The 24,456-nt window shown below is 63.0% G+C and carries 32 protein-coding genes; 14 read left to right on the top strand and 18 right to left on the bottom strand.

Going from position 1 to position 24,456, the window contains the following annotated elements:
* Positions 1–72: 72 nt before the first annotated feature.
* From NKH93_RS21600 to NKH93_RS21540, 13 genes are all read right to left on the bottom strand, one after another.
* Entirely contained in the window at positions 73–1,149 is a 1,077-nt protein-coding gene (locus NKH93_RS21600) for a 5-(carboxyamino)imidazole ribonucleotide synthase (protein ID WP_352471166.1), read from the bottom strand.
* Positions 1,146–1,643 carry a 5-(carboxyamino)imidazole ribonucleotide mutase gene (purE, locus tag NKH93_RS21595; protein ID WP_023678468.1) on the bottom strand — a complete coding sequence of 166 codons (498 nt, stop codon included), beginning with the start codon at positions 1,641–1,643 and terminating at the stop codon, positions 1,146–1,148. The genes NKH93_RS21600 and purE overlap by 4 nt, the downstream gene beginning before the upstream one ends.
* A gap of 80 nt (positions 1,644–1,723) precedes the next feature.
* A complete protein-coding gene (locus tag NKH93_RS21590) occupies positions 1,724–2,107 on the bottom strand; it encodes a DUF6572 domain-containing protein (protein ID WP_352613460.1) in 384 nt (127 codons plus the stop codon).
* A 154-nt stretch (positions 2,108–2,261) separates the two neighbouring features.
* On the bottom strand, positions 2,262–3,110 hold the full coding sequence (locus tag NKH93_RS21585; RefSeq protein WP_352613462.1) for an anti-sigma factor family protein: 849 nt from the start codon (positions 3,108–3,110) through the stop codon (positions 2,262–2,264).
* Complete coding sequence (locus NKH93_RS21580) at positions 3,107–3,667, bottom strand: sigma-70 family RNA polymerase sigma factor (protein WP_352817726.1); 561 nt, start codon at positions 3,665–3,667, stop codon at positions 3,107–3,109. The genes NKH93_RS21585 and NKH93_RS21580 overlap by 4 nt, the downstream gene beginning before the upstream one ends.
* 25 nt (positions 3,668–3,692) lie before the next feature.
* Positions 3,693–4,040 carry a cupredoxin domain-containing protein gene (locus tag NKH93_RS21575; RefSeq protein WP_352918459.1) on the bottom strand — a complete coding sequence of 116 codons (348 nt, stop codon included), beginning with the start codon at positions 4,038–4,040 and terminating at the stop codon, positions 3,693–3,695.
* Between the two features lie 11 nt (positions 4,041–4,051).
* A complete protein-coding gene (locus NKH93_RS21570; protein WP_352971984.1) occupies positions 4,052–4,999 on the bottom strand; it encodes a metallophosphoesterase family protein in 948 nt (315 codons plus the stop codon).
* Between the two features lie 165 nt (positions 5,000–5,164).
* Complete coding sequence (locus NKH93_RS21565; protein WP_352971981.1) at positions 5,165–6,370, bottom strand: aminotransferase class V-fold PLP-dependent enzyme; 1,206 nt, start codon at positions 6,368–6,370, stop codon at positions 5,165–5,167.
* A gap of 23 nt (positions 6,371–6,393) precedes the next feature.
* On the bottom strand, positions 6,394–6,855 hold the full coding sequence (locus NKH93_RS21560) for a RidA family protein (RefSeq protein WP_023678474.1): 462 nt from the start codon (positions 6,853–6,855) through the stop codon (positions 6,394–6,396).
* A gap of 34 nt (positions 6,856–6,889) precedes the next feature.
* The gene (locus NKH93_RS21555; protein ID WP_292655694.1) at positions 6,890–7,684 is read right to left on the bottom strand and encodes an amino acid ABC transporter ATP-binding protein; all 795 of its coding nucleotides are present in this window, start codon (positions 7,682–7,684) and stop codon (positions 6,890–6,892) included.
* Between the two features lie 4 nt (positions 7,685–7,688).
* Positions 7,689–8,339, bottom strand: a complete 651-nt coding sequence (locus NKH93_RS21550; RefSeq protein WP_352831376.1) for an amino acid ABC transporter permease — start codon at positions 8,337–8,339, stop codon at positions 7,689–7,691.
* A gap of 1 nt (position 8,340) precedes the next feature.
* Positions 8,341–9,006, bottom strand: a complete 666-nt coding sequence (locus NKH93_RS21545; protein ID WP_023678477.1) for an amino acid ABC transporter permease — start codon at positions 9,004–9,006, stop codon at positions 8,341–8,343.
* A gap of 66 nt (positions 9,007–9,072) precedes the next feature.
* Complete coding sequence (locus tag NKH93_RS21540) at positions 9,073–9,954, bottom strand: transporter substrate-binding protein (protein WP_352613468.1); 882 nt, start codon at positions 9,952–9,954, stop codon at positions 9,073–9,075.
* Between the two features lie 128 nt (positions 9,955–10,082).
* Between NKH93_RS21540 and NKH93_RS21535 the strand changes: the two genes are divergently transcribed.
* Entirely contained in the window at positions 10,083–10,886 is an 804-nt protein-coding gene (locus tag NKH93_RS21535) for an IclR family transcriptional regulator (RefSeq protein WP_352971976.1), read from the top strand.
* Between the two features lie 50 nt (positions 10,887–10,936).
* Here NKH93_RS21535 and NKH93_RS21530 read toward each other — a convergent pair whose 3' ends face one another.
* Entirely contained in the window at positions 10,937–11,140 is a 204-nt protein-coding gene (locus NKH93_RS21530; RefSeq protein ID WP_023678480.1) for a YdcH family protein, read from the bottom strand.
* Between the two features lie 239 nt (positions 11,141–11,379).
* Here NKH93_RS21530 and NKH93_RS21525 point away from each other — a divergent pair, with 239 nt between their 5' ends.
* The 7 genes from NKH93_RS21525 to NKH93_RS21495 all read left to right on the top strand — a co-directional run bounded on the left by NKH93_RS21525 (position 11,380) and on the right by NKH93_RS21495 (position 18,104).
* The gene (locus NKH93_RS21525; RefSeq protein WP_023678481.1) at positions 11,380–11,559 is read left to right on the top strand and encodes a YdcH family protein; all 180 of its coding nucleotides are present in this window, start codon (positions 11,380–11,382) and stop codon (positions 11,557–11,559) included.
* Positions 11,560–11,761: 202 nt separating this feature from the next.
* Positions 11,762–13,015, top strand: coding sequence for a flavodoxin-dependent (E)-4-hydroxy-3-methylbut-2-enyl-diphosphate synthase (ispG, locus tag NKH93_RS21520; RefSeq protein ID WP_352452483.1), 1,254 nt, complete (start codon positions 11,762–11,764; stop codon positions 13,013–13,015).
* A gap of 4 nt (positions 13,016–13,019) precedes the next feature.
* Entirely contained in the window at positions 13,020–13,874 is an 855-nt protein-coding gene (locus tag NKH93_RS21515) for a transglycosylase SLT domain-containing protein (protein WP_352452482.1), read from the top strand.
* A gap of 162 nt (positions 13,875–14,036) precedes the next feature.
* Positions 14,037–15,233 (top strand): phosphoglycerate kinase, encoded by a 1,197-nt coding sequence (locus NKH93_RS21510; RefSeq protein ID WP_352540261.1) that lies wholly within the window; start codon positions 14,037–14,039, stop codon positions 15,231–15,233.
* Between the two features lie 140 nt (positions 15,234–15,373).
* Entirely contained in the window at positions 15,374–16,399 is a 1,026-nt protein-coding gene (locus NKH93_RS21505) for a class I fructose-bisphosphate aldolase (RefSeq protein ID WP_352971973.1), read from the top strand.
* Between the two features lie 150 nt (positions 16,400–16,549).
* Positions 16,550–17,290 (top strand): DUF899 domain-containing protein, encoded by a 741-nt coding sequence (locus tag NKH93_RS21500; protein ID WP_352574799.1) that lies wholly within the window; start codon positions 16,550–16,552, stop codon positions 17,288–17,290.
* Positions 17,291–17,372: 82 nt separating this feature from the next.
* Positions 17,373–18,104, top strand: a complete 732-nt coding sequence (locus NKH93_RS21495) for an SGNH/GDSL hydrolase family protein (protein ID WP_352971970.1) — start codon at positions 17,373–17,375, stop codon at positions 18,102–18,104.
* Positions 18,105–18,117: 13 nt separating this feature from the next.
* Here the strand turns inward: NKH93_RS21495 and NKH93_RS21490 are convergent, their stop codons facing one another.
* Entirely contained in the window at positions 18,118–18,279 is a 162-nt protein-coding gene (locus NKH93_RS21490) for a hypothetical protein (protein ID WP_008873884.1), read from the bottom strand.
* Positions 18,280–18,482: 203 nt separating this feature from the next.
* On the opposite strand from NKH93_RS21490, the gene NKH93_RS21485 reads away from it, so the two are divergent.
* The 3 genes from NKH93_RS21485 (at position 18,483) to NKH93_RS21475 (ending at position 19,937) form a co-directional block, all read left to right on the top strand.
* Positions 18,483–18,650, top strand: coding sequence for a hypothetical protein (locus NKH93_RS21485; RefSeq protein WP_023678489.1), 168 nt, complete (start codon positions 18,483–18,485; stop codon positions 18,648–18,650).
* 141 nt (positions 18,651–18,791) lie between these two features.
* On the top strand, positions 18,792–19,199 hold the full coding sequence (locus NKH93_RS21480) for a hypothetical protein (RefSeq protein ID WP_352471152.1): 408 nt from the start codon (positions 18,792–18,794) through the stop codon (positions 19,197–19,199).
* 18 nt (positions 19,200–19,217) lie between these two features.
* Positions 19,218–19,937, top strand: coding sequence for a helix-turn-helix transcriptional regulator (locus NKH93_RS21475; protein WP_023678491.1), 720 nt, complete (start codon positions 19,218–19,220; stop codon positions 19,935–19,937).
* 59 nt (positions 19,938–19,996) lie between these two features.
* Here the strand turns inward: NKH93_RS21475 and NKH93_RS21470 are convergent, their stop codons facing one another.
* The 3 genes from NKH93_RS21470 to NKH93_RS21460 all read right to left on the bottom strand — a co-directional run bounded on the left by NKH93_RS21470 (position 19,997) and on the right by NKH93_RS21460 (position 22,330).
* Positions 19,997–20,692: a DUF1013 domain-containing protein gene (locus NKH93_RS21470; RefSeq protein ID WP_023678492.1), complete on the bottom strand. Its 696-nt coding sequence runs from the start codon at positions 20,690–20,692 to the stop codon at positions 19,997–19,999.
* A gap of 354 nt (positions 20,693–21,046) precedes the next feature.
* Positions 21,047–21,187: a DUF1127 domain-containing protein gene (locus NKH93_RS21465; RefSeq protein ID WP_023678493.1), complete on the bottom strand. Its 141-nt coding sequence runs from the start codon at positions 21,185–21,187 to the stop codon at positions 21,047–21,049.
* Positions 21,188–21,319: 132 nt separating this feature from the next.
* Positions 21,320–22,330, bottom strand: coding sequence for an NAD(P)H-quinone oxidoreductase (locus tag NKH93_RS21460; protein WP_352454845.1), 1,011 nt, complete (start codon positions 22,328–22,330; stop codon positions 21,320–21,322).
* Positions 22,331–22,454: 124 nt separating this feature from the next.
* Here NKH93_RS21460 and NKH93_RS21455 point away from each other — a divergent pair, with 124 nt between their 5' ends.
* The 3 genes from NKH93_RS21455 (at position 22,455) to NKH93_RS21445 (ending at position 24,311) form a co-directional block, all read left to right on the top strand.
* Entirely contained in the window at positions 22,455–22,649 is a 195-nt protein-coding gene (locus NKH93_RS21455; RefSeq protein ID WP_023678495.1) for a DUF1192 domain-containing protein, read from the top strand.
* Positions 22,650–22,744: 95 nt separating this feature from the next.
* A complete protein-coding gene (locus NKH93_RS21450; protein ID WP_352683429.1) occupies positions 22,745–23,992 on the top strand; it encodes an MFS transporter in 1,248 nt (415 codons plus the stop codon).
* A gap of 31 nt (positions 23,993–24,023) precedes the next feature.
* The gene (locus NKH93_RS21445) at positions 24,024–24,311 is read left to right on the top strand and encodes an ArsR/SmtB family transcription factor (RefSeq protein ID WP_023678497.1); all 288 of its coding nucleotides are present in this window, start codon (positions 24,024–24,026) and stop codon (positions 24,309–24,311) included.
* Positions 24,312–24,456: the final 145 nt, after the last annotated feature.

The following is a 24,456-nucleotide window of genomic DNA, read 5'->3' as shown; positions in this document are numbered from 1 at the left end:
TTTGAGCATGATCTTTTCCGAAATCCGGATTCCACTTTTCGCTAGCGCGGACCTTCGGTTCGGGATCATGCTCTAGCTGCGGCGGCTCACGCGCGTAAAATGGCCCATCTTGCGGCCGGGCCGCGCCTCGGCCTTGCCATAGAGGTGCAGCATCAGATCGGGCTCGGCGAGCAGCTCAGGAACGCGCCTGACATCGTCGCCGATCAGGTTTTCCATGACGCAGTCGAACTGCCGGGCGGGATTTCCCAGCGGCAGGCCCGCGACGGCGCGGATGTGCTGCTCGAATTGCGAGATGGTGCAGGCGGCCTCCGTCCAGTGGCCGGAATTGTGGACGCGCGGCGCTATCTCGTTGGCCAACAGCGAACCGTCGGCAAGGACAAAGAATTCGACGCCGATGACGCCGACATAGTCGAGCGCTGCAAGGATCTCTGCCGCCGCCGTTTGAGCCGCAGCCGCCGTCTCGGATTTTACTCCGCCCGGCAGCGTCGAGCTGTGAAGAATACCGTTGCGATGGACATTCCACGCTGGATCGTAGGCGGCGAGCGAGCCGTCGCTGCCGCGCGCGGCGATCACCGAAATCTCGCGCTCGAAGGTGACGAAGGATTCCAGGATCAACGGCACGTTGCCCATCGCCTCGCAAGTGCCGGCAAAGCCGCCTGTTTCCATGTTGCGGAAGACACGCTGGCCCTTGCCGTCATAGCCCATGCGGCGCGTCTTCAATATTCCGCTGCCGTTGAACTGTTTCAGCGCAGCCGTCAGTTCCTCGTCATTGTCGACGGGGCTGAAATCCGCGGTCGGTATGCCGATGCCGTTGAGGAATTTCTTTTCCGCCAGCCGGTCCTGCGCCACTTCCAGTGCGCGTGCCGGCGGATAGACCGGCACCGTAGAGGCAAGTGCCGCGGCGGCCGCGACCGGTACGTTCTCGAATTCATAAGTAACGACGGCACTGGCCGCAGCCAGCTCGCTAAGCGCGGCCGCGTCGTCATAGGCGGCGACGATCTGCCGGTTGGCGACCTGTGCCGCCGGGCAATCCGGCTGCGGCTCCAGCACGACGATGCGGTAGCCGAGGCGGGCCGCGGCCATCGCCAGCATGCGGCCAAGCTGGCCGCCGCCGATGATGCCGATGCTCGATCCCGCCGGCAGGCTCACGGCGCGTCCGTAGGCTCGGCGGCCACCTTGGCGGTCTGCGCGGCGCGCCAGCTATCCAGCCGGGCGGCGAGCTTTTCGTCGCTCAGCGCCAGCACCGCGGCGGCCAGAAGGGCAGCGTTGGCGGCGCCGGCCTTGCCGATGGCCAAAGTGCCGACCGGAATGCCGGCCGGCATCTGCACGATTGATAGCAGCGAGTCCTGGCCCGACAGCGTCTTTGATTCCACCGGCACGCCGAACACCGGCAGCGGCGTCATAGCCGCCGTCATGCCGGGCAGATGCGCCGCACCGCCGGCACCGGCGATGATCACCTTGTAGCCGGCCGCCTTGGCGCCCTTGGCGAAGTCATAGAGCCGGTCGGGCGTGCGGTGGGCCGAGACGATCAGCCGCTTATGCGGGATGCCAAGCGCCTCCAGCGTTTCGGCGGCGTGGCGCATCGTCGCCCAGTCGGACTGGCTGCCCATGATAATGGCGACGTCGGCGCGATGATCGTCCAAGCTTCTGCTCCCCGGCGACAAAGGCGCGCATTAGCGGAATTCGGGTGGAACAGCAAGGATGGCCCGAAACGGGTAGTGTCTCAGTTTGAAATTTCACCGCAGCTACGATCTCTCCGATATTCCGAAGCCATCCCGTAACGGAAGCGTATGCCATCGGTTGCGAGCCTTTTTGACATCCCAGACAAAGTCGGCTCCGCAGTTGGAGCGGGCTCGTAGCGGAATCGAAGCACAATCGAAACCTTGTCTGGCGGGGTTTCTGGATATCTCTGGCGAAATTGATCGCTTGTTGCAATCTGCAAGTAGGAGTCCACTCTCGCCGATATGCTTTCGAGATGCGCAGTTATCGCCTCGTCATCTGTCCAAGGCAACGTATCAGTGATGACGAACCGCAGACCATTATTTCCCAAACGAACTTCCAAATCGTCCGAAAAATCATCCCTGATAGCAAAACTCTCGTTATTCATTATCCCTCAATTGTTTTGTACGGCATATAGGAGTTCGGCGCGTCGAGCGACAGTTGGTTGACGACGATTGACGCCGCGGCAAATTCGAACTGAGAGACTACCCGAAACGGGTGGCCGCTTCCACGGTTTCTGTCACTGCGCCGGCACGGTCGCTTCACCGGGCGGCTGCCGCCCGGAAACGCGTGACGAAATCGTCGAGCTCGGGCCGTTCGGTATCGGAAATCGCCCAATAGGAAAAGGCGCTGTCGCTCCAGTGCACCAGCGAGAAGCCACCGGTAGAAAGATCGACCGGCGCGGTTGTCGAGCCGGTTTCCTCGGGCGCCGCGACGAGAGTGATCAGGTGCTCGCGGTGCCTGTAGACCAGTGCCGGCACTGGCTGGTCGGCGATCACCTCGACCCGGCCGCCGAGCAACGCGAAGCCGTCACTGGCAAGGTCAGGTGCCGGCGGCGACAGGCCGACCCTGCCATCCAGCCAGGGTTTGACCGTGTGCCGGTCCGACGAGACGACGTCCACGGGGCTGGCTGCCAGCAGGCTGCGGCGATGGCCGCTGGCGACTGCGGCGGCAAAGCTGTCGGGCGCCCCGCTGAGCATCACCCATTGCGTCACGCCGCTGGCCAGCACGGCGGTGACGAGGATCGATGCCGCCATTGCGCGCCAGTCGAACGCGCCGAAGCGGCCCGGCCGCGTTTGGGTTGGCCGCATGTGGGTTGGCACGGTTTGCGGCGGCCGCGTCGGCGCCGGCCGAGCCTGTGCCTCGCCAGTCGCGCCGATCGCCGCGATGCGCGCATTGAGGGCGTCGCTGACCTGTGGCAGCGCCAGCCTGCCGACAGCGGACTGCAGCGCCACGATGCGGGCATGCTCGGCCGCGAGCGCCGGATCGGCGGCAATGCGCCGCTCGACCGCCAATGCTGCCGCTGCGTCGAGCTCGCCATCGACCAAGGCATGGATCATCAGTTCCACGCCCGCCGGGTCATCGGGCAGTCCATCGTTGTGCGCGCTCATGGCGCCCTCCCAAGTTGGGATATCAGCAGACCGCGCGCTCTCGCCAGCCGCGACATCACCGTGCCTAGCGGCACGCCAAGCAGCGTCGCGATCTCGCGATAGCTGAGGCCGTTGATGTCGCGCAGCACCACAGTCTCGCGAAATTGGTGCGGCAGCGCGGCGATCGCCGCCTCGAGTGCGGCCGTGTCGGCCTTGGCGATCAGGCTTGCCTCAGGACTATCCGTATCCGGCAGGCCGGCGCCATATGCAGCCGTCATGTCATCGAGGTCGCTCAGGTCGCCGACGGCGACGATACTGCGCGGCCGGTTGCGCGCCAGCCAGGAGTAAGAGGCGTTGCGCACGATCGCCAGCAGCCAGGCGCGCGCATTGCCGCCGGCATAGCCGGCGATGCCCGCATGCGCCTTCAAACAGGCCTCCTGCACCACATCCTCCGCGTCGGCGGCGTTGCCGGTCAGCCAGCGGGCAAGCGCAAGCGCATCCGCGAGATGGGGCAGAACCACCTCGCGAAAGCGCTCGGTCGCGGCCTCTTGGTTCAACACCGTCGCATCGCCCGGCATCCCGGGCAGAACCTTCCGAAAATCCTCATGGAGCGACGGTGATCCTGCCCTGCATGTGCGGGTGAAGCCCGCAGAAATAGGCATAGTCGCCCACTTTGGTGAAGGTGAAGGCGTATGTGTCACCGGTGTCAAGCGCCTTGGAGCGAAACGAGGCATCGTTGGCGACCACCAGATGCGGGATGTCGTCGTCATTCTCGAAGGTCACGGTAGTGCCCTGCTTTACCGTCAGCACCGCCGGCGTGAAGGCAAAGTTCTCGATCTTGACCATTGGCTGGCCTGCTGCGTTCAGTGGCATGGCAACCATTGTCAGGATCGCCGCCAAACCGAACGTGACAGGGGATACGACCAAGACGCGGGATGGGAAGCGGATCATCGCATTTCCCCTCAGGCCAGCGTGCTGTCGATGATGGCGAGGTCCTGCCCGCCTTGCGTGACTGTCACGCTGCTTGTGCCGAGCAGGCTGCGCAACTGGCCGGCAGGTACCGTCATCGGCCCGGGTGAGGCTGCGGTGCCCGGCGCCGGTTGCGGGAAAGCGGTCGAGCGCGCGGTATGAAAGGTAACGTTGCCTTCGACCTTCTGCATGATCTGGTGGATATGGCCGTTGAGTACGGTGACAGAGCCGAAGCGCTTGAGCAGGGCCAAGGCCTGCGCCGCGTCGTCGGTGCCCCAGCCCCATTCGGGATAAACAGCCCATAGCGGGATGTGGGCAAAGACGACGATTGGCGTCGAGGCGGTGACCGCCTTCAGATCATCGGCCAACCATGCCAACTGGTCGGCGCCGAGATTGCCCAGCCCGCCAGCCTTCAGGTTGACGACGTTGACCAGGCCGATGAAATGGACGCCGTTCTGGTCGAACGAATACCAGCCAGCGCCCTTGGTGCCCTTGCCGTAGCGGTCGAGATAGGCCTGGCCATTGCCGTCATCGATCAGGTCGTGCTCACCGGGCACATAATGCACGTCGAAGCCTGCGCCGCCGATGATCTGGGCAGCGTTGTCGAACTGCGCGACTTTCGACAAATGGGTGATGTCGCCGGTGTGGATCATGAAAGCGGGCTTTTGCGGCAACGCCTGGATCTTGCCGATGGCCTCCTTCAGCGTGTCGATGGCCTGCGGGTTGGCAGCCTTGTCGAAGCCGATGTGGCTGTCGGAGATCTGGAGGAAGGTGAAGCCGGTGGCCAAGGCCTCGGCGGCTTGCGACGCACCCAGCAGGCTGAGCGAAGCCGGCACGCCGGCCGAAATTGTCCACAGCACTCCCGTGCCGGCCCAGATCATGCATTCCAGTGCATGACGGCGGCTGATGCCGTCAGCTTCATTGTCGTGGTGGTGGGTCATACCGGTCTCCTGCACGCCGGAAATGGCGTCTGTTTGGGAGACCAATGGGCGGGGTGGTTTATTCCGCCCGAAGACTAAAAGTTCATTCACACTGCCGTGATGGCGCACTGGCCCGATGCGAAGCCGGCGCTGGAAGGCACTGGCTCGACCACGCCCTGGCGATGTCTAGTCCGGCCAGCGCAGCGCTCCGGCGGACTGCTTGCGAGCGGGTTTCATCGCATCCGCGGGCCGATCGGCAGCACTCAACACCGCCCGCAGGCGTTCGGCAACGATCTCCGCCTCGCCGGGATGGAGATTGCACGGATCAAGGAAGCAGTGACCGCGCTCGACCTCGTGGTTGCGCACGATCACGGGCGGCGAACCCGCCGCAAGCGCCGAGGCGAGGCCGGCGGCGGTGAAGCGGCTTTCCGGCGCAACAAACACCTGCAGGCGGTCGAGAGGATTTCCGGTCGGATCTGGAATGATACGCGCCTCGATGCCAGGCAGGCCCTGCAATGCGGTTTGCCACAGATGCAGTGCGGCTTCTTCCCGCTGGCGAATGCCGGCATGGTCGCGCCGCTCCCAGGCTTCTAGGGCCGCCATAGTGCCGGCAATGCTCTCCTTGCCGACCTTCATGGCGCGCGCAACGCCGCGGTTCTGGAGATAGGCGGCCCGTACCAGATCCTTGCGGCCGGCAACGATGCCGCTTGTCGGCCCTGAGAGAAATTTGTGCCCGCTGTAGACAACAATGTCGGCGCCGCGCGCCAGAAAGCCACGCAAATCGTATTCCGAGGCGGCGTCGACGATCACCGGCACGCCCTTGGCGTGGCAAATCTCGCAGAACTCCTCAAGCGAGAGCATGCCGTATTGCACGGTGTGGTGCGCAACGACGTAGAGGGCTGCCGCCGTCCGGTCCCGGATCGCCTCGGCAACATGATAATCCTGGGTGACGCTGACCGTGCCGGCAGGCACTGCCTTGGCTCCGGCAAGCCGGATCGACTGGTCGATCGGCGCGCCATAATTGACGATGTGACCAAGCTGAACGATGACCTCCGATTTGAGGCCCTCGGTGTCGTCCGGCAGCCGCTCGATCGCAAGAAGGCTGGTCCCGGTCATCGCGCCGGCAATCGCCATTGTTATGCCGCTGGCGCAGCATGCGGTGATGAAGCCGGCCTCGCCGCCGGTAAGGCGTGCAATCACCCTACTTGCGGCGCGCTGCAGATCGTCCATCTCGACCCATTGCGAGGCCATTTCCGACATTGCGGCAATCGCTTCTGGCACGATGATCGAAGCACCGAGTGCCGTCATCGTGCCGGAGACATTGATGATTGGGCGAAGGCCAAGCCGTTCGCGGATTGTCGTGTTGGAACGGTCAGCGGCATAGGTCGTCATCTCTGTAGATCCTGTTTAAGATTTCAGGCGGCGATCTCGACGACCGCCTCGATTTCAACTGTGATGTTGCCCGGCAGCGAGCCGACACCGATCGCGGAACGGGCATGTCCGCCAAGCGTATCAAAGACGGCCGCGAAAAGATCGGAACAGCCGTTCACCACCTTGGGGTGCTCGCTGAATGTCGGCGTCGCATTGACAAAGCCAAGCAGCTTGACGACGCGCACGATGCGGCCGAGGTCGCCGGCCGCCGCGTGCATGACGGCGAGCAGGTTCAGGCCGGTCAGACGCGCATGCCCGTAGGCCTCTTCAACGCTGACATCCTCTCCGACCTTGCCGGTGCAGAGCGCGCCATCGGCGCGCAACGGCCCCTGGCCGGAGAGGAAGATCAGCCGTCCGCTCTCGGCATAGGTGACGAAGTTGGCGATGGGCTTCGGCGGCTCGGGCAGTGTCAGGCCCAATTCCGCGAGCCGGATGTAAGGCGTCATACAAGCTCCTTGCGACAGCTTTCGCCGTCCGATGTCAAAAATGCGAGGCGCGAAACCGCGCCAGGAAACTGCGAAGACGTTCATTGTCGAACCCCGCCGCCAGAATCTCGGCGGGTGGTCCGACCGCACTGACGCCGCCATCCGCCATGAAAACGATGCGGCTCGATGCGTCGCGTGCAAAAGCCATTTCGTGCGTGACCATCAGCATCGTCATGCCGTCTTCGGCGAGGCTGCGCACGACCTCGAGCACCTCGCCAACCAGTTCGGGGTCGAGCGCCGAGGTTATCTCGTCGAGAAGCAATATCTTCGGCTCCATCGCCACGGCGCGGGCGATGCCGACGCGCTGCTGCTGGCCGCCGGAAAGCTCGGCCGGGAGACTGTCGGCTTTGTGGGCGAGGCCTACGCGGCCGAGCCAGTGCTCGGCAATGGTGCGGGCCTCGGCATTGCTCTTGCCGCGCACCTTGCGCAGGCCAAGCATGATGTTGCCGGCCGCAGTCAAATGCGGAAACAGATTGAAGCTCTGGAACACCATTCCGGTCTCGGCTCGCATCGCCGCCAGGTCGCGCTCGCTGCGTCGCTGGCGCGTTCCCGTCTCGCGATAGCCGACTTCTTTGCCGTCGATACGGATCGAGCCGCTGTCGTAGCTCTCCAGGAAGTTGACGCAGCGCAGCAGCGTGGTCTTGCCGCTGCCGGAGGGGCCGATGACAGTCACGACCTCGCCGCGTGTCACTTGCAGGCTGACGGAGCGCAGGACCTCGACGGATCCAAAGGCTTTGGAAACCTCGGTGACATCGAGAAGTGCCGGATTCTGGTGCGAGGCATTGGACATCGTGCTATTCCCGGATGAAGGAGAAACGCCGCTCCAGGCGCCGGCTGGCCAAGGAGAGGGCGTAGTTGACGGCGAAGTAGACGAGCGCACCGAGAATGTAGAGCGGCATCGCCTCATAGGTGCGGCCGATGACCTGGTTGATAGCCTGCATGAGGTCGGTGATGCCGAGCAGCGAGACCAGCGCGCTACCCTTTACCGCGTCGGTGACGCCATTGATCCAGGGTGGCAGGAAACGCCTGAACGCCTGCGGAAAAATGACGTAGGCCAGCCGCTGGCGAAAGGTCAGTCCGATCGCCAGCGCCGCCTCGGACTGACCCTTGGGAATCGAGCCAACGGCGCCCCTGAGATATTCGACCACCTGTGCGGTCTTGAAGAGGGTGAGGGCGAACACGGCCGCCCAAAAGGATTCCAGATGCAGCCCCACCGCGGGCAGGCCGTAATAGACGAAGAAGATCAGCACCAGGATCGGAATGCCGCGGATGGTGTCGCTGAAGATGCGCACTGCCCAGCGCAGCGGAGAAGGACCATAGACAAGGCCGACACCCATCAGCACGCCGGCGATGAGCGATAACACCACGACCAGCAGCGACACCCACAAGGTTACGGCAAAGCCTTCGGCGAGGAACGGCAAGGCGTAGATGATCTGGCTCAGCATGTCAGCGCGCCGCCTTGAACCGGCGCTCGACGAGCCGCAGCGCGAAAAGCAGCGTGTAGCCGGTCAACAGGTACATTGCCGTCACCACCAGATAGACTTCGACAATGCGGAACGTGTTGAAGTTGATCCACTGGGCGCCATAGGTGAGTTCGGGTACCGAGATGACCGACGCCACGGACGTATCCTTGAAGAGCGATATGAATGTGTTGGAAAGCGCCGGCAGGGTTATGCGCAGCATCGTCGGCAGGCGCACATCGAGCAGCCTTTGCCATGGTGTCAGGCCGATTGCCTTGCCGGCGTCGAGCTGACCGCGCGGCACCGCCTCGAGCCCCGAGCGAAACACCTCGACCAGGTAGGCGCCGCTGTAGAGCGACAGCGTGGCAATGAATGAGGTTTGCGCGCTGTAGGCAATGTCGACCACCGTCGGCAAGCCGTAGAAGACCAGATAGACGAGCAGGATCAGCGGCACGTTGCGGATGAACTCGACATACCCCGCGATGATGGTCCGCACCGCACGTCCGGCCGACACGTACCAGACCGCCAGAACGAGCCCGATGACGATGCCGATCGCAATCGAGATGACGGCCAGTTCGAGGCTTAGCAGCAGTCCGCCCCAGAGCTTGTCGAAATGCCGCCAGATAAGGTTGAAGTTGAGAGTATAACCCATGCGTCCTCGTCATGGAGGGCTGTGATGAGAGAAGGCGGAAGGACGTTGTCCTTCCGCCTGCTTGCATCAAATGACCGGAAAACCGGGATGGCGCGCCGGCGGCTCCTGTCCGAAATAATCCTTGAACGCAGCGTCGTAGAGTGCCGTTTCATGGCCGAACATGGCGATGGTGAAGGTCTGGTTGACGAAGGTCAGCCAGTCGAGGTCGCCCTGCCGCAGCGCGGCACCATAAAGCATCGAGAACCAGCTCTTGCCGGCATCGAAGTACTTATCCGGATTGCGCGAGGCGAGCCAGCGCACCGTTGACAGATCGACCGCGGCGGCGTCGACGCGCTTCGCTTCCAAGGCCTGCAGCACGTTGGCCTGCGTGTCTATCTGCATCACCTGCGACTCCGGCAGGACGATATGTACGTTAGCCTCGGCATCGACATTTTGCAGGATGGAAATCCGCGTCGCCGAACCGCCGGCAAGCAGCTTGTCGAAGGTCTTGTTTTCGGCGTTCGGAAGGGTCAGCAAGGCGATGCCTTCGACGTAGTAGGGTCGGGAGAAGTGGATCAGCTGCGAGCGCTGGGCGGTCATGGTCATGAACTGGATGGTGATGTCGACCTTGTTGGTGGTCACGTTCGGAATGCGCTGAGCCGGATCCTGCATGACGAATTCCACTTTGGTCGGATCGTCGAAAAGCCCCTTGGCGAGAATGCGACCCATGGTGATGTCCATGCCCACCAGTTCGCCGGCGTCGTTCTCGAAATGCCAGGGCGCGTTGGTGCTGCCGGTGCCGACGATTACCTTGCCGCGCTCGAGGACGGTGCGCAGCAGGCTGTCCGGCGCTGCCTGGGCCGCCGCTTTCTGAACGTCGACCGCGGTAGCGGCGGTCATCACTCCGGCCGTTGCAAGCCCGGCCATTCCCAGTTTCAGAAATTCACGCCTTTTGGATGTGTCGTTCACGGCGACCTCCTTTCGTGTTGAGTTCCCCTTTGGACCAGCAGTACAGGCATCGGTTGCAACTGACATCATTGTCCCTTACAAGAGACGCCTGTACTCTGTACAAGACAGATTAACATCAGGGATCGATAATGCAAGATGGCAATGCCTTGGCCGCTCGACCGGACGTCAGTCTGGACGAAGACAAGCACTCGGGCTCTCGGGAGAAGGGTCTCAACCGGGTTCTCCAGATTTTGGAGTTTCTCCACACGACCCAGCGCGCGATCGGCGTCGGCGATCTTGCCAAGGGGGTAAACGCGCCGCGTTCGACGACTTATACGCTTGTGCGCTCGCTGGTCGACGCAGGCCTGCTGGAAATGGCCGGAGACGGCAATCGGGTCTATTTCGGAAAGAAGCTCTATCTCTACGGAATGGACTATGTGCGGGGCAACGACCTGCTCAGGCGAGGGCGCCAGGAAGTCGACCATCTGTCACGCGAGACCGGCGAGACCTCGGAGTTGTGCATGCTGCAAAGCGGCCGCTACACCATCGTCCATTCAAGCCCGGGGACGAGGCCATTCCGGATCAGCTCGGCGACCGGTCTGCAAATACCGCTTCCCTGGACAGCTTCCGGGCGGCTGCTCCTCGCCGGCTTCGACAGGGCAGCGATTGAGGATATGGTCTCCGAGGACGATCTCGTGCTGCCGGACGGCCGCAGGTTGCGTCTCGACGATTTCATAGCCGACATCGCCGTCGCCAAGTCGGCCGGCTACTGCATCACCTCCGGCCTAGTCGATGCCTACACCAAATGCCTGGCCGCGCCGGTCTTTTCAGCGCCGGGCAGGGTCGAGGCGACGATGTGCCTGGTGGTTCCGATCGATACCTCGACCGAAAAGACCGACAACCTGATAGCGTTGTTGCGCGAGCGCGCCGCACGGCTTTCGATCGCGGCATAACCGCTTTTCCAGCAGGCCCCGCCGGCGTTCGTTCAAACAATGGCGTTCGTTCAAGCAATAATGTCTGGAATGATCTTGTCTTCCAGCGCCATCAGCCTGTCCTTCAGGAAAAGCTTCTTTTTCTTCATGCGCTGGATCTGCAGCGGGTCGCAATTCATGGCGATCATCGCATTGATGGCCGCGTCGAAATCGGCGTGTTCCTGCTTCAGCCGGGAATATTCGAGGCGGATATCTGCCTGTTCCTGATCGGACATTTTTACCGTCTGCACGTCTGCGGCGCCCAAACTATGGGCCTGATTGGGCGGGACCGGGTCTTCTTGCACCGGCGCGCAGCCCATATCACATTTCATATTGGCGTGGAATGCTACCACGCAGCATTCGACATCGGTGCGCGATGGTGGCACACTGTCATTATGCCGTCATAGAAGCGAGCCTGCGGTGGACGTGCCATGACGGCTGCAATCCGAGGAAACCATGAAAGGGAGAACCAATCATGTCTCTTGCATCCCATCTTGATGAGCTGCAGCGGAAACACGGCGACATCGAACGGGAAATCGACGATGCGATGACCCATCCATCGGTAGACGACCTCGAAATCGTGAATCTCAAGCGGCGCAAGCTGGCGCTCAAGGACGAGATTGAAAAACTGAAGGCGAAACCGACGACCCACTGAAACCCTTCCAGGACTAGAAGCGCCACCCGGCGCGCGATCTTTCCGGTGGCATGTCTCTATGCTGCCGGAAACGCCCATGGATTTGCGGTAAGCTGCCATCTTGTTGTTTCCGATTTGCTGGGCCTGCGCGCCAGTCGCCATTGACAAGCCATCTTTGCTCCTCCACCTCATGCCCGGACCTTCAAGATTAAAGGCAGCCGGCATGACCGGATATTTTTCCTCACCCTTCCCACGCCGCAGGTCGGTCGGTGTCGATGTCGGCGGCGTGATGGTCGGCGGCGGCGCGCCGGTCGTCGTCCAGTCAATGACCAACACCGATACGGCCGATGTCGACCAGACGGTCGCGCAAGTGGCGGCGCTGCATCGTGCCGGCTCCGAGATCGTGCGCATAACCGTCGATCGCGACGAAAGCGCTGCGGCCGTACCGGCCATCCGCGAGCGGCTGGAACGGCTCGGCATCGACGTGCCGCTGGTCGGCGATTTCCACTATATCGGCCACAAGCTCCTGGCCGACCACCCGGCCTGTGCCGAGGCACTGGCCAAATACCGTATCAATCCCGGCAATGTCGGCTTCAAGGACAAGAAAGACCGGCAGTTCGCGGCGATCGTCGAGATGGCGATCAAATACGACAAACCGGTGCGCATCGGCGTCAATTGGGGTTCGCTTGACCAGGAGCTGCTGACCCGGCTGATGGACGACAACCAGGCCCAGGGCTTTCCGCTGACGGCGCAGGAAGTGACGCGCGAGGCAATCGTGCAATCGGCGATCCTGTCGGCCGGAATGGCCGAAGAGATCGGCCTTGCGCGCGAGAAAATCATCCTGTCGGCCAAGGTCAGCGGCGTGCAGGATCTGATCGCCGTCTACACCGAGCTTGCCACCCGATCCGACCATGCGCTGCACCTCGGCCTGACAGAGGCCGGCATGGGCTCGAAAGGCATCGTCGCCTCGTCCGCTGCCATGGGCATCCTGCTCCAGCAAGGCATTGGCGACACCATCCGCATCTCGCTGACGCCGGAGCCGAACGGCGACCGCACGCGCGAGGTGCAGGTGTCGCAGGAACTGTTGCAGACCATGGGCTTCCGGCAGTTCGTGCCGATCGTCGCCGCCTGCCCGGGCTGCGGCCGCACAACCTCGACCGTGTTCCAGGAGCTTGCCCAGAACATCCAGGCCGACCTGCGCAAGAACATGCCGGTGTGGCGCGAACAATATCCCGGCGTCGAGAACCTCAAGGTCGCGGTGATGGGTTGCATCGTCAACGGTCCGGGCGAATCCAAACATGCCGATATCGGCATTTCGCTGCCCGGCACCGGTGAGACACCGACCGCCCCGGTGTTCGTCGACGGCAAGAAGGCGGCGACCCTGCGCGGCCCATCGATTGCCGCGGATTTCGAGAAGATGGTCGCCGACTATATCGAACGGCGGTTCGGGCAGCACGACAAAGCCGCGGCGGAGTAGTTCGATGCGGCGTTTGCTGGGCGCGGCGCTGGTTGTCATTTGCGGGCTGATCTGGGCGACAGCCGTTCAGGCCGATCCACCACGGCCCGCCAAAAAGAAGCTGATCGACCAGGTTTGCAACCTGATCGAGACGCATGCCGACCAGAACGGGCTGCCCCGGGATTTCTTTGCCCGGCTGATCTGGAAGGAAAGCCGTTTCGATCCCAATGCGGTCAGCCCCGTCGGCGCTGAGGGTATCGCCCAATTCATGCCGGGTACCGCCAAGATGCGCGGGCTCGCCAATTCCTTCGACATCGAACAGGCGATCCCGGCCTCGGCAAAATACCTCGCCGAAATGAAATCCGGTTTCGGCAATCTCGGCCTCGCCGCCGCAGCCTACAATGCCGGCGAGAGCCGGGTGACGCGCTGGCTGAATTCCGGCGGCTTCTTGCCGATGGAGACCGAAAGCTACGTTCTGGACGTCATGGGCGAGCCGGCCGACAACTTCACCAATACCGCCTACGCCGGCGTCATCCGGCCGCTCGACAAGAAGGCGAGTTTCGCTGCCGCTTGCCGCGAGCTGCCGGTGATCATGTCCAGAACCGTGCCGATGTCGTCGATCAACATCAAGCCGTGGGGCGTGCAGGTGGCCGGCAATTTTCGCCGCGCCGCGGCGCTCAACCAGTGGCTGAGAGTGAAAAGCCGGTTCCCGGCACTGCTTGCCGGCCACGATCCGGTGGTCAGCCGGGTCCGCACACCGATCGGCAGGCGCGGCATCTATGCCGTGCGGATCGGCGCCGATAGCAGAGCCAAGGCCGACACAATCTGCGACAAGCTGCAAAGCGTCGGCGGCGCCTGCATCGTGGTGCGCAACCGATAAAGCCATATGTCGGTGCGTTTTGCGCCATTGCTGCCCATCTCGCTCCCCGTGGGCACTTCGTCCTCGATACGTGAATCATATTTTCGGTGAACCGTTAGGCAGGTCTTGCATCGTCGTCGATGCGGGGTAAGGTCCCCGCGATTTTTCGCGAAAGGGATCAGCATGGCCGGCTTCAAGACACTGGACGACATCGGCAATATCAGCGGCAAGCGTGTGCTGGTGCGTGTCGACCTCAACGTTCCCGTCGCCGAGGGCAAGGTCACCGACGCCACCCGCATCGAGCGCATTGCGCCGACCATTGCCGAGCTCTCCGGCAAGGGCGCCAAGGTCATCCTGCTTGCCCATTTCGGCCGGCCGAAGGATGGACCGGCGGCGGAATTCTCGCTCGAGCCGATCGCCAAGGCGACGGCGGAAGTGCTCGGCCGCCCGGTTGGCTTTGCCGCCGACTGCATCGGCGACAAGGCGGGAAATGCCATTGCTGCCATGAATAATGGCGACGTGCTGCTGCTCGAGAACACCCGCTTCCATAAGGGCGAGGAGCAGAACGATCCGGCCTTCACCGAAAAGCTCGCCGCCAACGGCGACATTTTCGTCAACGACGCCTTCTCCGCTGCGCACCGCGCCCACTCGTCGACGGAAGGGTTGGCGCATGTGCAGCCTTCCTTCGCCGGCCGCACCATGCAGGCCGAGCTCGACGCGTTGGAAAAGGGTCTTGGAAATCCCGTCCGTCCGGTTGTCGCCATCGTCGGCGGCGCCAAGGTCTCGACCAAGATCGACCTGTTGATGAACCTGGTGAAGAAGGTCGACGCGCTGGTCATCGGCGGCGGCATGGCCAACACGTTTCTCGCGGCACGCGGCACCGATGTCGGGAAATCCTTGTGCGAGCGTGATCTCGCGACCACCGCCAAGCAGATCATGATCGAGGCGGCCGAGGCCGGCTGCGCCATCATCCTGCCCGCCGACGGCGTTGTCGCCAGGGAGTTCAAGGCCGGCGCCGCCAGCGAGACCGTCGCCATAGCAGACGTGCCGGCCGACGGCATGATCCTCGACGTCGGCGCAAAGACCGTGAAAACCATTGCCGAATGGATCGACCGCGCCGCGACGCTGGTCTGGAACGGGCCGCTCGGCGCCTTCGAGATCGAGCCATTCGACCACGCAACGGTGGCGACGGCCAGGCACGCGGCAGCGCGCACCAGGGCCGGCAGACTGATCTCGGTCGCCGGCGGCGGCGATACGGTGGCGGCGCTCAACCATGCCGGCGTTGCCGACGACTTCACCTATGTCTCGACGGCTGGCGGCGCTTTCCTGGAGTGGATGGAAGGCAAGCCCTTGCCCGGCGTCGACATCTTGAAGCGCTGAGCGCGGCAGCAATAACAGCGCGAAAGAGGGCGCCCGCGACTTTCAATCGATTCGCGCCTACCCGGTGAAATTGTTCGACTTGAACCTGCGTTGCTCTGGTGGTCTGCTGGGCACGGATCAATTCTTTCAGGAGAAGCACGATGAGCGAACGTCTCGAGGACATTGCTGCCGCGATGGTGGCCAATGGCAAAGGCCTGCTGGCTGCCGACGAGAGCTCCGGCACCATCAAGAAGCGCTTCGACGTCATCGGTGTCGAGTCGACCGCCGACAGTCGCCGCGACTATCGCGAGATGATGTTCCGCGCCAGCGATGCAATGACCAAGTACATTTCCGGCGTCATCCTCTACGACGAGACCATTCACCAGAAGGCCGCCGACGGCACACCGCTGGTCGACATCATCAAGGCATCAGGCGCTATCCCCGGCATCAAGGTCGACGCCGGCGCCAAGCCGCTGGCCGGCTTTCCCGGCGACACCATCACCGAGGGCCTGGACGGCCTGCGCGAACGCCTTGCCGACTATTACAAGCTCGGCGCCCGCTTCGCCAAATGGCGCGCGGTGATCGACATCGATGTTGCCAAGGGCGTGCCTTCCGCCACCTCGATCGGCTCGAACGCCCATGCGCTCGCCCGTTACGCCGCTCTTTGCCAGGAGGCCGGCATCGTGCCGATCGTCGAGCCGGAGGTGCTGATGGACGGCGCCCACGACATCGACACCTGCTACGAGATCAGCAAGGCGACACTGACAAAGTTGTACACCGAGCTCTATGCGGCCCGCGTCGTGCTCGAAGGCACTATCCTGAAACCGAACATGGTGCTGGCCGGCAAGAAATCGGGCAAGGTCAGCAGCCCCGAGGAAGTCGCCGAAAAGACCATAAAACTGTTCCGCGAGACGGTGCCGGCCGCGATTGGAGGCATCGCCTTCCTGTCAGGCGGACAAACGGACGAGCAGGCGACCGCCAACCTCAATGCCATCAACGCCATCGGCCCGCATCCGTGGAAGCTGACCTTCTCCTACGGCCGCGCCTTGCAGGCCGCTCCGCAGAAGGCCTGGGGCGGCAAGGCAGCGAACGTCGCCGCCGCACAGGCCGCCTTCGCCCATCGCGCCCACATGAACCATCTGGCAGCGCTTGGACAATGGCAGCTGACGCTGGAGCAAGCCGCCTGACGGAATTCAGGTTGCGTTCCCTCCGACCCGGGCCATGTGCCCAGGTTTGTTTGAAAGCAGCAAGGTCTGTAATTTCCTGCAACTAAAAATGCAGCTCTGTGTCGGCATTCCTCGCTGCCGATCGTCCTCCGTGAAAAGAGGAGCAGACCTATGCCAAACAACAAGACCGTATCGCAGGAAGACTGGTTTCAGGCGCACAAGGCGCATCTGGCGCGCGAAAAGGAATTGACGCGCTTTCGCGACCGCGTCGCCGCCGAACGCCGCGAATTGCCGTGGCTGAAGATCCGCAAGGACTATGTCTTCGAGACCGAGCAAGGGCCAAAGAAACTGCCCGACCTGTTCGGCGGCAACAGCCAGCTGATCGTCTACCATTTCATGTTCGGGCCGGGCGCCGATTATCGTTGCGAGGGCTGCTCGTTCCTTGCCGACCACATTGACGGTGCCAACCAGCATCTCAGGCACCACGACGTCTCGCTCGTGGTGGTGGCGCGGGCGCCGCTGGCCGAGCTTCTGCCCTACAAGCAGCGCATGGGCTGGAAATTCGACTGGGTGTCGTCGTACGCTTCGGACTTCAACTTCGACATGCAGGTGTCATTCACCGACAAGCAGATCGCGGCCGGCGACACGACCTACAATTTCGAGCGGCGCGCGCGGCAATCGAAGGATCTTCCCGGCACCAGCGTGTTCTATCGCGACGAGAAAGGCGACATCTTCCTGACTTTTATCTCGCGCTCCAGAGGCGGCGATCCGCTGATCGGCGCCTATCACTATCTCGACCTGACGCCGAAGGGTCGCAACGAAACCGGTCCCCACCATAGCCTGGTGGACTGGGTGCGGCTGCACGACGAATATGCGGATACGCCCGAGATGCAGGACAGCTGCTGCCATTGACGACGGGCGGTCACCCAAGGTCTTTCGCCTTCGGCCCGACATGCGCTAAGTGCTGTTCGCTATGCCCTAAAAGGGACTTGCCATGCGGCGCTTTCCGACCCTTCTCACCTGGCTCGCCTTTCCGGTTTATGTCTGGCAAGGACTTGGCGTGCGTCGCCGCACCGCCCGCATGCTGCCGGCACAAGGTCCGGTCATGCACGAGATATCTGGCCTGGCGCCAGCAATCTCGGTTCTGGTGCTTGGCGATTCCTCCGCCGCCTCGGTCGGCATCGGCAATTCCGAAAACGGATTGGCCGCGCAACTGGCAGTTCTGATTGCGCAACGCACCGGCCGCACCGTGCGCTGGCGGGCGGCCGGCTTCAACTCGGCAACCTCTGGCCAGATCCGCGATCATGTGCTGCCCAATCTATCGGCCGATCCGTGGACGCATATCGTGCTGGCCATCGGTACCAACGACACCAAGAATTTTCATTCGGTACCGCGCTTCAAGCGCGAGTTTGGCGGCCTGCTCTACGCGCTGCGCGCCAAATGGCCGGAAGCGCGCGTCGTGTGGTCGCCGGTGCTGGAGTTCACCCGGGCTCCGGCAATGCCGCCGCTGCTCGGCAAGATCCTCGAAATCCGCGCCGTCAAAATGAACCGGATGGGCGAGCGCCTTTGCCTCGAACGCGGCGCCATACCGGCGCCCCGGCTGCCGATCACGGATGCCGATGCCGGCTTCGCATCGGATGGATTTCACGCTTCGGAAGCCGGCTACCGAGCCTGGGCGGAACATCTGGTCAGCCTGGTGCTCGCCAACGAACCGGGCGTCGCGTAGCGGGCCGCCCGCACTACGTCCAGTGCCCGAGCACCGCCGTAATCGAAATCGCCGCCATCGCCAGCAGCGCCAGCTTCCAGAAATCGCTGCGCCGCTTCAGCCCGGGCCAGCCAAGCGGCTTGATGAGCTGGATGACCATCATGGCGATGATGACGAGCGCGAGAAGTTTCGACATGCAGCCTTTGATCAGCATCGCGGCTGGCTGTCAAAGCGGCTCCGGAATCGCCGTCTTTCCAGTGCAGCAGGCCTCTTTTCAGCACTGCCTGATCACTTCGGTCGACAAATCGGAACGCCGGTCAGGAGAGACGCACCCTCCTGACAGACTGCTGTCAGCAGGGGTGTGCGATAGTGCCTGCATCGAAAGAGAGGAGACCAGCCATGAACGGTATTACCATTCTGCGTAGCGTGCAGCACTATGTCGGCAAGATCCGGACGATCCGCAATGAGATCCGCACCCAGCGATTCATGAACACCCTGCCGGCGGACATCCGCAAGGATATTGGTTGGCCGGACATGTATGGCGACCGCCGCAATGGCGGCAATTGAGGCAAGCTTTCCGCGTGGCGTTTGGATGCAACCTGGCGACGAGCTGAAATGGGCATGCTGAAGCCTCCTGACAGTATGGTGTCAGGAGGCTCGTGCCATAGTGCAATGGCCGCCGGAGCCGGATGGCCGAGAGGACGATCGATGAAAAGCTGGAACGACAGGCTGAACACGCCTGGCATCAACGGCATAACACCGTCGCCACGCACCATCGGCGACGTCGTCGAAGGCCAGCCGATGCTGGTTCCTACAGCTCGCCAGGTCCATGCATTCATCCGCTCTATCCCCGAAGGCATGGACATGAATATCCGCGCTTTGCGCACCGCTCTCGCCATCGAGCACGGTGCCGAGATGACATGTCCGGTCACCATCGGCTATCATCTGCGCACCGTCGCCGAGGCCGCCAACGAGGATCTTGAGCGTGGCATGGCGCTGGGCGACTTTGCGCCGTTCTGGCGGGTGGTCGACGCAAACACGCCGACAACGAGGAAACTGTCCTTCGGCGCGGCCTTCGTCGCCGCGCAGCGCAAGCGCGAAGGGCTGGAACGATAGACGCCGAGGGACCATACGATGCGCCGCGCCGACAGGCTCTTCCAGATCGTGCAGCATCTGCGTGGTGGTCGTCTGGTCACCGCCCAGAAGCTGGGCACGTGGCTCGAGGTTTCCGAGCGGACGATCTATCGCGACATCGCAGACCTGCAGTCGACCGGCGTGCCGATCGACGGCGAGGCCGGTGTCGGCTACATGATGAGGGAGGGTTTCGATCTTCCGCCGCTGATGTTCACGCGTGACGAGATCGTCGCGCTGGTCGCCGGCGCCCGCATGGTGCGCGCCTTTGGCGGCGCGGCCATGGCGCGAGCCGCCGACGAGGCGCTGGTCAAGATAGGCGCCGTGTTGCCCGACGCCGAAAAGGACCGCATCGCCCGTACCGAGATCCACACGCCGATGTGGGTGGTAAGCGATGCCGCCCGCGAAGCCATCGACCTGATCGAGCGGTCCATCGAGAAACGTCAGGTGCTGACCATCGACTATTCGGATGAGGCCGGCCGCAGCACCGCGCGCGACATCCGCCCGCTCGGCCTGTGGTTCTGGGGCAAGGTGTGGACCTTGGTCGCCTGGTGTGAGATGCGCGGCGATTTCCGCGCTTTCCGCATCGACCGCATCGCCTCGGTGGTCATCGCCGGCCGCACCTTCAAGCCGGAGCGCGGCAAGCAGCTCGCTGATTTCTATCGCGCGGTGGAGCGCAGCGAGGATTACGGCATGGCGCCGGACCGGGCGGCGCGAAGCTGACACGGAAGATCACAAAAAAAGCCCGCTTGAAAGTGGGCTTTTAGTTTTGGATGCCAGACCTATTCCTCTTCGTCGGCGTCCTTGTCCTTCGACTTCAGCGCCGAAAGCTTGGCGAAGACGGCGTTGGCGTCAAGTTCGCGGTCCTCGTCCTTCGGCTTTTCGGGCGCCGGCACCAGCCGTTCGGTCAAGGCGGCCGGCAGCAGCGTATCGCCGACCGGCTGCGCCTGCTCGCGGCCGCGCGAGGCGCGGTTGATTTCCATATCGAGGTCGATCTGCGACGTCAGGCCGAGCGTCACCGGATCCATCGGCTGGAGATTGGCGGAGTTCCAGTGCTTTCTGTCGCGAATCTGGTCGATCGTCGACTTCGTTGTGCCGACAAGGCGGGCAATCTGCGCATCCTTGAGCTCGGGATGGTTGCGCACCAGCCAGAGGATGGCGTTGGGCCGGTCCTGGCGCTTCGACAGCGGCGTGTAGCGCGGACCCTTGCGTTTGGATTCCGGCACCCGCACCTTGGGATCGGAGAGCTTCAGCCGGTGGTTGGCGTCCTTCTCGGCGCGCGCGATCTCGTCGCGAGTGAGCTGGCCGGTCATGATCGGGTCCATGCCCTTGATGCCTTGCGCCGACTCGCCGTCGGCGATCGCCTTGACCTCAAGCGGATGCAATCCGCAGAACTGCGCAATCTGCTCGAAGGAAAGCGCTGTGTTGTCAACCAGCCAGACGGCGGTCGCCTTTGGCATCAGCAGCGTATTGGCCATTACAAAAATCCTTCTCGTTCGCCCGCGTTCCCGCGCGGGCGGTGGTTTAGAGCCACCAAAATGGGAAAATCGCGGTCTATATAACCGCTCGCTCGCCGTTTCGCAATGTTTTTGGCAGGCGCGCGTCAAGGACGGCACGGCAGCGCGACCAGCAGACCGCGAAGGGTCGGCAGATGACGCCATGCAGTCGAAACCTTCAAAAAGACAAAGCCCGCCAGACCAAGGTCGGGCGGGCTCGGAACCGGCGACGGAAATCCGTCTGCTGCGGCTCTGGCTTCTAAAGCTTGATCCCGAACCGCGGCTCGGCGTTGCCGAAAAGCGGCGCCCGGTCTTCGAGCGGGATCGTGCTCGAGATCAAAGCCCTTTGCGGGCGATTCTCTCGATGTCGCCGCGGTTGATGCCGAGGTCGTTGAGCTGACGAGCATTCAGCCGGTTCAGTTCGCGCACGGTTTCGTTGTACATGCGCCAGTTACGGAAAGCGCGGATCGGGTTCATGATAGTCCTCCATCGTTTTGATGCCGCGTAAATAGGCATCGGCGATGAAAAATTGAACAGACGCTTTTGCATGGCCGCAATGCGTTTGTTGCATTGCACCATTAAGCTTTCGTTCAGCCTGCTTGCGGGCCGTCAGGCGACATCGAGCACAATCTTGCCGATGTGCTCACCCTCCTCCATCCGCTCATGCGCCCGCCACGCTTCCTTGAGCGGGAAGATCGTATCCATCACCGGCGCAACCTTGCGCGTGCCGAGCAGCGGCCAAACCTGCGCCTCGAGCGCAGCCGCAACTGCCGCCTTGAACTCCACGGTGCGTGGCCTGAGCAGCGATCCTGTGTGCACGAGCCGCTTGGCCATGATCTTGAAGAAATCGGCGCTCGCCACTGCCCCGCCCTGCGTCGCGATCTGGACGATGCGGCCTTCCATGGCTGCAGCCTCATAGTTTCGCGCCACATAGTCGCCGCCGACCATGTCGAGGATGACATTGGCACCCTTGCCGCCGGTTGCCTCCTTGACTGCGGCGACGAAGTCCTCCTCGCGGTAGTTGATCGCCCGGTCGGCGCCGAGCTTGAGGCAGGCGTCGCATTTCTCCTTGCTGCCGGCGGTGGTGACGACATAGGCGCCGAAAGCGGCAGCAAGCTGGATCGCCGTGGTGCCGATACCCGACGAGCCGCCATGCACGAGCAGTGTCTCGCCGCTCTTCAGGCCGCCGCGCTCGAAGACATTGTGCCAAACAGTGAAGTAGTTTTCCGGCAGCGCCGCCGCTTCGGTGTAGGTAAAGCCGGCGGGCAGCGGCAGCACGCTGCCGGCGTGCACTCTGACATATTCGGCATAGCCGCCGCCCGCCGTCAGCGCACAGACCCGGTCGCCGACGCGCCAGCGCGATATCTCGTCACCAAGGGCAGCGACTTCGCCTGCTGCTTCCAGGCCCGGCAGATCCGACGCTCCCGGCGGTGGCGGATAGGCGCCCTTGCGCTGTTGCACGTCCGGCCGGTTGACGCCGGCGGCCCGCACCCGGATCAGGATCTCGCCGGGACCGGGAACCGGTACGTCGCGGGTTTCCGGTTTCAGCACCCGCGGCCCGCCCGGTTCCGATATGGCGATCGCCATCATCTTCGCCGGAATTTTCTGTGCGTTCGCCATGAATTTTCCCGTCGTGCTCCGCCGGTTTCTCGTGCCAGCTCTTGCCCGCCATTTGCATCCATACCCTTGCCCTATGTATGCTCATTGGCAAATCAGGCAAATGGGCAATCACGGAGGAGCGACGATGGCGATCTTCGACGACGAACCCAAGAAGAAGGCGCGCCCGCACGAGATCGGGCAGGATCTGTCGCTGCTTTCCGTCGATGAATTGTCCGAACGGATCGGTATCCTGCGCGACGAGATCGCCCGGCTGGAAGCCGAGCTCAAGACCAAGGGCTCGACCAAGTCGGCGGCAGAGGCGCTGTTTCGCCGCGGGTAGTTACTGCGGGTAATTCCAAAAGCTCGGGCACGCCGCCGAAAAGCCGAATGCCGCTGTCTCCAGACTTGTGCCCTAAACCCCAGCCGGATTGAAAAATGTTCGCAAGCTACAGACCGATCCTCTCGCTGCTGCGCGGCACCGCGTTCCTGTTGGCGGCATCCGGACTGCACGGTCTGCTGTTGCCGCTGCGTGGCCAGGTGGAGGGCTTCTCGACGGCATCGCTCGGCCTGATGGGCACGGCTTGGGCCGGCGGCTTCGTCACCGGCTGCTTCTTTGCGCCACGCATCGTGCGCCGCGCCGGTCATGTCAGGGCTTTCGGCGCCTTTGCCGCATCGGGAGCGATCGTCGCACTGCTCACCGGCCTGATCATCGACGAATATACCTGGATCCTGCTGCGCGCCTTCACCGGCTTCACCATGGCCGGCGCCTTCATGGTCATCGAAAGCTGGCTCAACGAGAAGGCCACCAACGAAAACCGCGGCACCGTCTTCGGCCTCTACATGATGGTCACCTATGCCTCGATCATGGGCGGTCAGATGATCGTTGCCGGCGGCGATGTGAGATCGGCGTCGCTGTTCATGATCACCGGCATTCTGTTCTGCCTGTCGCTGATCCCGACGGCGGTCTCGACGGCGTCTCACCCCAAGCCGCTGCAGGACGTGTCGCTTGACGTCAAGGGGCTCTACGTCAATTCGCCGGTGTCGGCGATCGCTTGCGTGCTGATCGGCATCGCCAACGGCGCCTGGGGTACACTTGGTGCCGTCTATGGAGCGCGCATCGGCATCTCGACAGCCGAGATCGCGCTGATGATGAGCCTCGTGGTCATCGCCGGCGCCGCCATGCAGCTTCCGGCCGGGCGGCTCTCCGACACGACGGACCGTCGTTTCGTGCTGGCGGGCGCGGCCTGCGGCGCTGCGCTGTTTGCCATCGCCATCTTCCTGTTCGAACCGCGCTCCGGCGTCTTCGTCATCGTCTGCACCGCCGCCTACGGCGCCTTCGCCTACACGCTCTATTCGATCGCGGTGGCGCATGCCAATGACCATGCGCGATCGGAGGACTTCGTCAAAGTGTCGGGCGGCCTGCTGCTGCTTTATGGCTTCGGCACGATGATCGGTCCGCTGGTGGCCGCCGGCCTGATGGGCTGGATGCGCCCTGAGGGGTTGTTCTTGGCCACTGCGCTCGCGCATCTCAGCCTGGCTGGCTATACGCTGCTGCGCATCAGCCGTCGCGCGCCGGTGCCGATCGAAGGCCGCGATGCCTTCAAGACCCAGCCGGCCGATCGTTCGGTGACGCCGGAAGCGTTGCGGCTCGACCCGCGCAGAAAAGCTGAAGCCGACAGTTGAGATTCGAGGCGCTTTGCCCCACAAATAAGGCATGATGCTTTCCGACGCCTTCATGGCGATTGCCGATCCCAACCGGCGCCATCTCTTGGAAGAGCTCCGGCGCGGACCGAAGACCGTCAACGAATTGGCATCCGGCTTGCCGGTGTCCCGCCCGGCCGTTTCGCAGCACCTGAAGGTGCTGCTTGATGCGGGGTTGGTCAACGCCAAGCCGGAAGGCACCAGGCGCGTCTATACGGTCAGCAATGCCGGCTTCCTGAAGCTCAACATCTGGCTTGACCAGTTCTGGGATGCGGAGCAGCTCGGTTCACCCGGAAGCTGAGAGGCATCGTCAGCGCGTCGAGCAACTAGGCAGCATCGGGCCTAGAGTATCCGTGTTGGTCAAGGGAGAGATGGTGTCCAGGTCCGATTGTCCCTGAGTAGTGCGTTTGCGAGGATGATGAGCTTTCGCATGATGGCTGTGATGG

This window comes from Mesorhizobium sp. M0954 (assembly GCF_040319155.1).
Classification (GTDB): Bacteria; Pseudomonadota; Alphaproteobacteria; order Rhizobiales; family Rhizobiaceae; genus Mesorhizobium.
The sequence above is the reverse complement of the archived record's forward strand: the minus strand, read 5'-3'. Positions and strand labels throughout refer to the sequence as shown.

Coding starts and splice junctions, on each gene's coding strand:
- NKH93_RS21590 (WP_352613460.1), bottom strand. CDS start 2,107: ATGAATAACGAGAGTTTTGCTATCAGGGATGATTTTTCGGACGATTTG.
- NKH93_RS21585 (WP_352613462.1), bottom strand. CDS start 3,110: ATGAGCGCGCACAACGATGGACTGCCCGATGACCCGGCGGGCGTGGAA.
- NKH93_RS21580 (WP_352817726.1), bottom strand. CDS start 3,667: ATGCCGGGCGATGCGACGGTGTTGAACCAAGAGGCCGCGACCGAGCGC.
- NKH93_RS21575 (WP_352918459.1), bottom strand. CDS start 4,040: ATGATCCGCTTCCCATCCCGCGTCTTGGTCGTATCCCCTGTCACGTTC.
- NKH93_RS21570 (WP_352971984.1), bottom strand. CDS start 4,999: ATGACCCACCACCACGACAATGAAGCTGACGGCATCAGCCGCCGTCAT.
- NKH93_RS21565 (WP_352971981.1), bottom strand. CDS start 6,370: ATGACGACCTATGCCGCTGACCGTTCCAACACGACAATCCGCGAACGG.
- NKH93_RS21560 (WP_023678474.1), bottom strand. CDS start 6,855: ATGACGCCTTACATCCGGCTCGCGGAATTGGGCCTGACACTGCCCGAG.
- NKH93_RS21555 (WP_292655694.1), bottom strand. CDS start 7,684: ATGTCCAATGCCTCGCACCAGAATCCGGCACTTCTCGATGTCACCGAG.
- NKH93_RS21550 (WP_352831376.1), bottom strand. CDS start 8,339: ATGCTGAGCCAGATCATCTACGCCTTGCCGTTCCTCGCCGAAGGCTTT.
- NKH93_RS21545 (WP_023678477.1), bottom strand. CDS start 9,006: ATGGGTTATACTCTCAACTTCAACCTTATCTGGCGGCATTTCGACAAG.
- NKH93_RS21535 (WP_352971976.1), top strand. CDS start 10,083: ATGCAAGATGGCAATGCCTTGGCCGCTCGACCGGACGTCAGTCTGGAC.
- NKH93_RS21530 (WP_023678480.1), bottom strand. CDS start 11,140: ATGTCCGATCAGGAACAGGCAGATATCCGCCTCGAATATTCCCGGCTG.
- NKH93_RS21525 (WP_023678481.1), top strand. CDS start 11,380: ATGTCTCTTGCATCCCATCTTGATGAGCTGCAGCGGAAACACGGCGAC.
- ispG (WP_352452483.1), top strand. CDS start 11,762: ATGACCGGATATTTTTCCTCACCCTTCCCACGCCGCAGGTCGGTCGGT.
- NKH93_RS21515 (WP_352452482.1), top strand. CDS start 13,020: ATGCGGCGTTTGCTGGGCGCGGCGCTGGTTGTCATTTGCGGGCTGATC.
- NKH93_RS21510 (WP_352540261.1), top strand. CDS start 14,037: ATGGCCGGCTTCAAGACACTGGACGACATCGGCAATATCAGCGGCAAG.
- NKH93_RS21505 (WP_352971973.1), top strand. CDS start 15,374: ATGAGCGAACGTCTCGAGGACATTGCTGCCGCGATGGTGGCCAATGGC.
- NKH93_RS21500 (WP_352574799.1), top strand. CDS start 16,550: ATGCCAAACAACAAGACCGTATCGCAGGAAGACTGGTTTCAGGCGCAC.
- NKH93_RS21495 (WP_352971970.1), top strand. CDS start 17,373: ATGCGGCGCTTTCCGACCCTTCTCACCTGGCTCGCCTTTCCGGTTTAT.
- NKH93_RS21490 (WP_008873884.1), bottom strand. CDS start 18,279: ATGTCGAAACTTCTCGCGCTCGTCATCATCGCCATGATGGTCATCCAG.
- NKH93_RS21485 (WP_023678489.1), top strand. CDS start 18,483: ATGAACGGTATTACCATTCTGCGTAGCGTGCAGCACTATGTCGGCAAG.
- NKH93_RS21480 (WP_352471152.1), top strand. CDS start 18,792: ATGAAAAGCTGGAACGACAGGCTGAACACGCCTGGCATCAACGGCATA.
- NKH93_RS21475 (WP_023678491.1), top strand. CDS start 19,218: ATGCGCCGCGCCGACAGGCTCTTCCAGATCGTGCAGCATCTGCGTGGT.
- NKH93_RS21470 (WP_023678492.1), bottom strand. CDS start 20,692: ATGGCCAATACGCTGCTGATGCCAAAGGCGACCGCCGTCTGGCTGGTT.
- NKH93_RS21465 (WP_023678493.1), bottom strand. CDS start 21,187: ATGAACCCGATCCGCGCTTTCCGTAACTGGCGCATGTACAACGAAACC.
- NKH93_RS21460 (WP_352454845.1), bottom strand. CDS start 22,330: ATGGCGAACGCACAGAAAATTCCGGCGAAGATGATGGCGATCGCCATA.
- NKH93_RS21455 (WP_023678495.1), top strand. CDS start 22,455: ATGGCGATCTTCGACGACGAACCCAAGAAGAAGGCGCGCCCGCACGAG.
- NKH93_RS21450 (WP_352683429.1), top strand. CDS start 22,745: ATGTTCGCAAGCTACAGACCGATCCTCTCGCTGCTGCGCGGCACCGCG.
- NKH93_RS21445 (WP_023678497.1), top strand. CDS start 24,024: ATGATGCTTTCCGACGCCTTCATGGCGATTGCCGATCCCAACCGGCGC.